Here is a 4826-nt window from a genome sequence, read left to right as displayed (position 1 = left end):
CATATGCAATATTAGCCAAAGTATCCGGCTAATTTGTTAGTCATATCACTGTAAAAACTATATGGGATATTATGTTTTTTGAATGCCGAGTAGATGTGTTTTCTCTCGTTTATTTGCATAATGATAAAGCCTTACATCGTCCGTATTCATTGACTTGCGCGAGGTCGCAAAGATGACGTTAACTGATTGTAATCAGTTTGTGATTGCTATAGTTTTTCAACACTAATTCGAGTTCGAAATACCCTATAAAAACCTTATAAGAGAGACACTCTCAAGGAGAATAATAATGAAAGTAGCTGTTCTTGGTGCCGCAGGTGGCATCGGTCAAGCCCTAGCTCTACTACTGAAAAACCGTCTTCCTGCTGGATCTGATTTAGCTCTATATGATATTGCACCAGTAACACCTGGTGTTGCAGCTGATCTTAGCCACATCCCTACGCCTGTATCGATCAAAGGCTACGCAGGCGAAGATCCTACACCAGCACTAGAAGGTGCAGACGTAGTTCTAATTTCTGCAGGTGTTGCGCGTAAGCCTGGTATGGATCGTGCAGATCTGTTTAATGTAAATGCTGGTATCGTTAAATCTCTGGCTGAAAAAATTGCGGCAGTATGTCCAAAAGCTTGTGTTGGTATCATTACGAACCCAGTTAATACGACTGTACCAATCGCTGCTGAAGTTCTTAAGAAAGCAGGTGTTTACGATAAGCGCCGTCTATTTGGTGTAACGACTCTGGATGTTATTCGTTCTGAAACATTCGTTGCTGAACTTAAAGATAAAGATCCAGGTGATATCCGTGTACCTGTTATCGGCGGTCACTCTGGTGTTACGATTCTTCCTCTACTTTCTCAAGTTGAAGGTGTTGAATTCACTGCTGAAGAAGTTGAAGCCCTAACTAAGCGTATTCAAAATGCTGGTACAGAGGTTGTTGAAGCTAAAGCTGGTGGCGGTAGTGCGACTCTTTCTATGGGCCAAGCAGCTTGCCGTTTCGGCCTTGCTTTAGTGAAAGCACTACAAGGTGAAGAAAACRTAATCGAATGTGCTTATGTTGAAGGTGCTGGTGAACATGCACCATTCTTTGCACAGCCAGTTAAACTAGGTAAAGAAGGCGCAGAAGCGATTCTTAGCTACGGTGATCTAAGTGACTACGAGCAGTCAGCACTAGATAGCATGCTTGATACACTTAACGGCGACATCAATATTGGTGTTGAATTCGCTAAGTAGTGAACGATTACTAGCACACTCAGTATTAGTTAAGTAGTTAGATAAAGCCGATCTTTGTATCGGCTTTTTTGATCTTTTAAATAGCATAATGGATCTACTTACTTCTGAACTGATAAATAATCACTTACAGGCTCTTACTTTCTGAATATATAGAATTTGTTAGGCTCATGAGCTTTAGAATCTATATTAGGGCAGGATATGAGTAAAACCATGGTATTGCTGAGTATGGTTTTGTGTGCTTTTGCTTTATCAGGCTGCACTACTGAATCTCAGGATAGTTATGTGTTGATAGATGGAAGAGTGTTTATCCGAGATAGTGAACATAATGCATTAATTGAATGTAATACTGTACTCTCGGAAAGAGAGTGTTTGGATATAAAGCTGTGGTTTGAAGATAGGTAACTACAAACTTTTGTCTTAATAAAAGTGGTAGGAACGTAATGTCCACTACCACTTATTCTCTACAATTAAACCGTGCGGTTAACTGCAAGGTGAGCAAGAGTGATAAGAGCTTGCTTATATTCTGACTCAGGAAGCACTTCAAGTTCTTGAATTGCTTTATCAGCTTCTTCGTGCGCTTTATTCGTTGTGTACTCTAGAGAGCCTGTTTCGTTCATGGCAGCTAAGATATCATTCAGCTTGTCCATACCGTTCGCTTTTTCTATCGCTTCACGGATCATACTAGCTTGCTCAGGGGTTCCGTTATGCATCGCATAAAGTAGTGGTAATGTTGGTTTACCTTCAGCCAGGTCATCACCAACATTTTTACCCATCTCTTTACCATCGGAAGTATAGTCCATCACATCGTCAATAAGCTGGAATGCGGTACCTAGGTATTTACCATAGTTCTGCATCGCCGTTTCTACTTCTTGTGATGACTCAGTAAGAATCGCCCCGATTTGAGTTGCGGCTTCAAAAAGTCGTGCAGTTTTTGAATAGATAACTTGCATGTAACTTTCTTCAGTCGTGTCTGGGTTGTTGCAGTTCATTAATTGTTGAACTTCACCCTCTGCAATAATGTTTACCGCTTCGCTCATGAGATCCAGGATCTTTAATGATCCTAGCTTTGTCATCATTTGGAATGAACGCGTGTAGATAAAGTCACCGACTAAAACGCTAGCTGCGTTACCAAACGCTGCATTCGCCGTTGCTTTGCCACGACGCATGTCAGATTCGTCGACAACATCATCATGAAGTAGGGTTGCAGTATGAATAAATTCAATAAATGCAGCTGAAGTGGTGTGCGCTTCGCCTTGGTAGCCAAGTGCGCGAGCAGACAAAATAGCAAGCAAAGGGCGAAGGCGTTTACCGCCACCGCTTACGATATAAAAACCGAGCTGATTGATTAAACTTACGTCAGAATTGAGTTGAGCTTGAATTGTTTCATTCACTTTTGCCATGTCATCGGCAGTAAGCGCTTGGATAGCTTTAAAATCCATTATTCATCCGGCTGAGGTTAGAACCTATAAGGCTTATTCATTATGTTTTAATGTGTGAATGATACACTAAAAAACGTTGATTAATACATCACTTAAGGGCATGATTGCCGCACTTTTCTTTGGCGATTAGCTTTTCGCCAATTTTTTAAAAATATGGCTTGTCATAGCCGCATGATTCCCGTAGAATCTGCGCCCTATTGATTAGTTTAGCGCACACCCGAGTTGTACAAATAACAACCATAGGCTGTGCGGAAAAAGCGGAGTAAAATATGTACGCTGTTTTCCAATCTGGTGGCAAACAACACCGTGTAAGCGAAGGTCAAACTCTTCGTTTAGAGAAATTAGACGTTGAAACTGGTGCAACAGTTGAATTTGATAAAGTTCTTCTTATTGCTAACGGCGAAGAAATCGCTGTTGGTGCACCTCTTGTTGAAGGTGGTAAAGTTACTGCGGAAGTAGTACAACACGGTCGTGGCGATAAAGTAAAAATCGTTAAGTTCCGTCGTCGTAAGCACTCTCGTAAGCAAGCTGGACACCGTCAGTGGTTCACAGAAGTGAAAATCACTGGTATCAACGCTTAAGTTATAGGAGAGTTTAACAATGGCACACAAAAAAGCTGGCGGTTCTACTCGTAACGGCCGCGATTCAGAAAGCAAACGTCTTGGTGTTAAGCGTTTCGGTGGTGAATCTGTTCTTGCAGGTAACATCATCGTTCGTCAACGTGGTACTAAGTTCCACGCAGGCACTAACGTTGGTATCGGTAAAGACCATACTCTTTTCGCTCTTACTGAAGGTAAAGTGAAATTTGAAGTTAAAGGTCCTAAAAACCGTAAATTCGTTAGCATCGATTCTGAGTAATAGATGTTAGCTGAATTGCTTTAATTAGCTTTAGCTGAATTCAAAAGCCCTGCCAATTCGGCGGGGTTTTTTATTTATAGCGGGATCAAAAAAGTAGTTACTCTTAAATGTGTACAGAGAGTTTCTTCTTTTTTGTTCCTGATTGCAGAAAGGCCCTAGATCTTAGGTGATCGATCTAAACTCGGATCTGCTAGAATTTATACTGTTCCATGAGAGTAGTATTGCAACGCAAACAATGCGGAGTAAAAGATGAAATTCGTTGATGAAGCGGTAGTAAAAGTAGAAGCCGGCGACGGCGGTAATGGTACCGTTAGTTTTTGGCGTGAGAAATTTGTAGCTAAAGGCGGCCCTGATGGTGGCGACGGCGGTGATGGTGGTGATGTTTATGTTCAAGCAGATGAGAACTTAAATACCCTAATCGATTACCGTTTCCAACGTTTTTACGATGCAGAGCGTGGCGAAAATGGTCGTGGCGGTAACTGTACTGGTAAGCGCGGTAAAGATATAACTCTAAAAGTACCTGTAGGTACACGTGCTGTCGACATCCACACTAATGAAGTTGTTGCTGAAGTTGCTGAACATGGCAAAAAAGTAATGGTTGCTAAAGGTGGTTGGCACGGTTTAGGTAACACCCGTTTCAAGTCATCAGTGAACCGTGCTCCTCGTCAAAAGACTATGGGTACTAAAGGTGAAGTACGCGAATTGCGTTTAGAGCTTCTACTTCTTGCTGATGTAGGTATGCTTGGTCTACCTAATGCAGGTAAATCAACGTTTATTCGCTCTGTATCGGCTGCAAAACCAAAAGTAGCAGACTACCCGTTCACCACTCTTATCCCAAGCTTGGGTGTAGTGAGTGTTGTCCCTGAAAAGAGCTTTGTTGTTGCGGATATTCCTGGACTGATCGAAGGCGCAGCTGATGGTGCTGGTTTAGGTATTCGTTTCTTGAAGCACTTAGAGCGTTGTCGTGTTCTTCTTCATATGATCGATATTATGCCAGTTGATGAGTCTGATCCAATTCAGAACGCACTGACGATCATTGATGAGCTAGAGCAGTACAGTGAAAAAGTGGCAGCGAAACCGCGTTGGTTAGTATTCAACAAAGTTGATCTTATGCCTGAAGAAGAAGCTCAAGAGAAGATCCAAGAGATCGTTGACGCTTTAGGTTGGGAAGGCGAGTACTTCCAAATTTCAGCAGTAAACAAACGTGGTACTAAAGAAATTTGCTTTAAGTTAGCAGAATTCATGGAAAACCTACCTCGCGAAGTTGAAGAAGTTGAAGAAGAAGAGAAAGTCGACTTCATGTGGGA

The 4826-nt window shown here is 41.9% G+C and carries 5 protein-coding genes; 4 read left to right on the top strand and 1 reads right to left on the bottom strand.

Annotated features, from left to right (window positions below):
* The first annotated feature begins 286 nt into the window (after positions 1-286).
* Positions 287-1222, top strand: coding sequence for a malate dehydrogenase (gene mdh, locus L4C33_RS19735; RefSeq protein WP_428814107.1), 936 nt, complete (start codon positions 287-289; stop codon positions 1220-1222).
* Between the two features lie 467 nt (positions 1223-1689).
* Here mdh and ispB read toward each other — a convergent pair whose 3' ends face one another.
* Positions 1690-2661 (bottom strand): octaprenyl diphosphate synthase, encoded by a 972-nt coding sequence (gene ispB / locus L4C33_RS19730; protein WP_428814106.1) that lies wholly within the window; start codon positions 2659-2661, stop codon positions 1690-1692.
* 269 nt (positions 2662-2930) lie between these two features.
* Here ispB and rplU point away from each other — a divergent pair, with 269 nt between their 5' ends.
* From rplU to cgtA, 3 genes are all read left to right on the top strand, one after another.
* A complete protein-coding gene (rplU, locus tag L4C33_RS19725) occupies positions 2931-3242 on the top strand; it encodes a 50S ribosomal protein L21 (RefSeq protein ID WP_108118191.1) in 312 nt (103 codons plus the stop codon).
* 19 nt (positions 3243-3261) lie between these two features.
* Positions 3262-3519, top strand: coding sequence for a 50S ribosomal protein L27 (rpmA, locus tag L4C33_RS19720; protein WP_032553028.1), 258 nt, complete (start codon positions 3262-3264; stop codon positions 3517-3519).
* Positions 3520-3768: 249 nt separating this feature from the next.
* The coding region (gene cgtA / locus L4C33_RS19715) for an Obg family GTPase CgtA (protein ID WP_428814105.1) at positions 3769-4826 on the top strand (1058 nt) is incomplete at its 3' end.

It is taken from the genome of Vibrio makurazakiensis, assembly GCF_050337375.1.
Classification (GTDB): Bacteria; Pseudomonadota; Gammaproteobacteria; order Enterobacterales; family Vibrionaceae; genus Vibrio; species Vibrio makurazakiensis.
Note: the sequence above shows the minus strand (reverse complement) of the source record. Positions and strands in the feature narration are given on the sequence as shown.

Coding starts and splice junctions, on each gene's coding strand:
- ispB (WP_428814106.1), bottom strand. CDS start 2,661: ATGGATTTTAAAGCTATCCAAGCGCTTACTGCCGATGACATGGCAAAA.
- rpmA (WP_032553028.1), top strand. CDS start 3,262: ATGGCACACAAAAAAGCTGGCGGTTCTACTCGTAACGGCCGCGATTCA.
- rplU (WP_108118191.1), top strand. CDS start 2,931: ATGTACGCTGTTTTCCAATCTGGTGGCAAACAACACCGTGTAAGCGAA.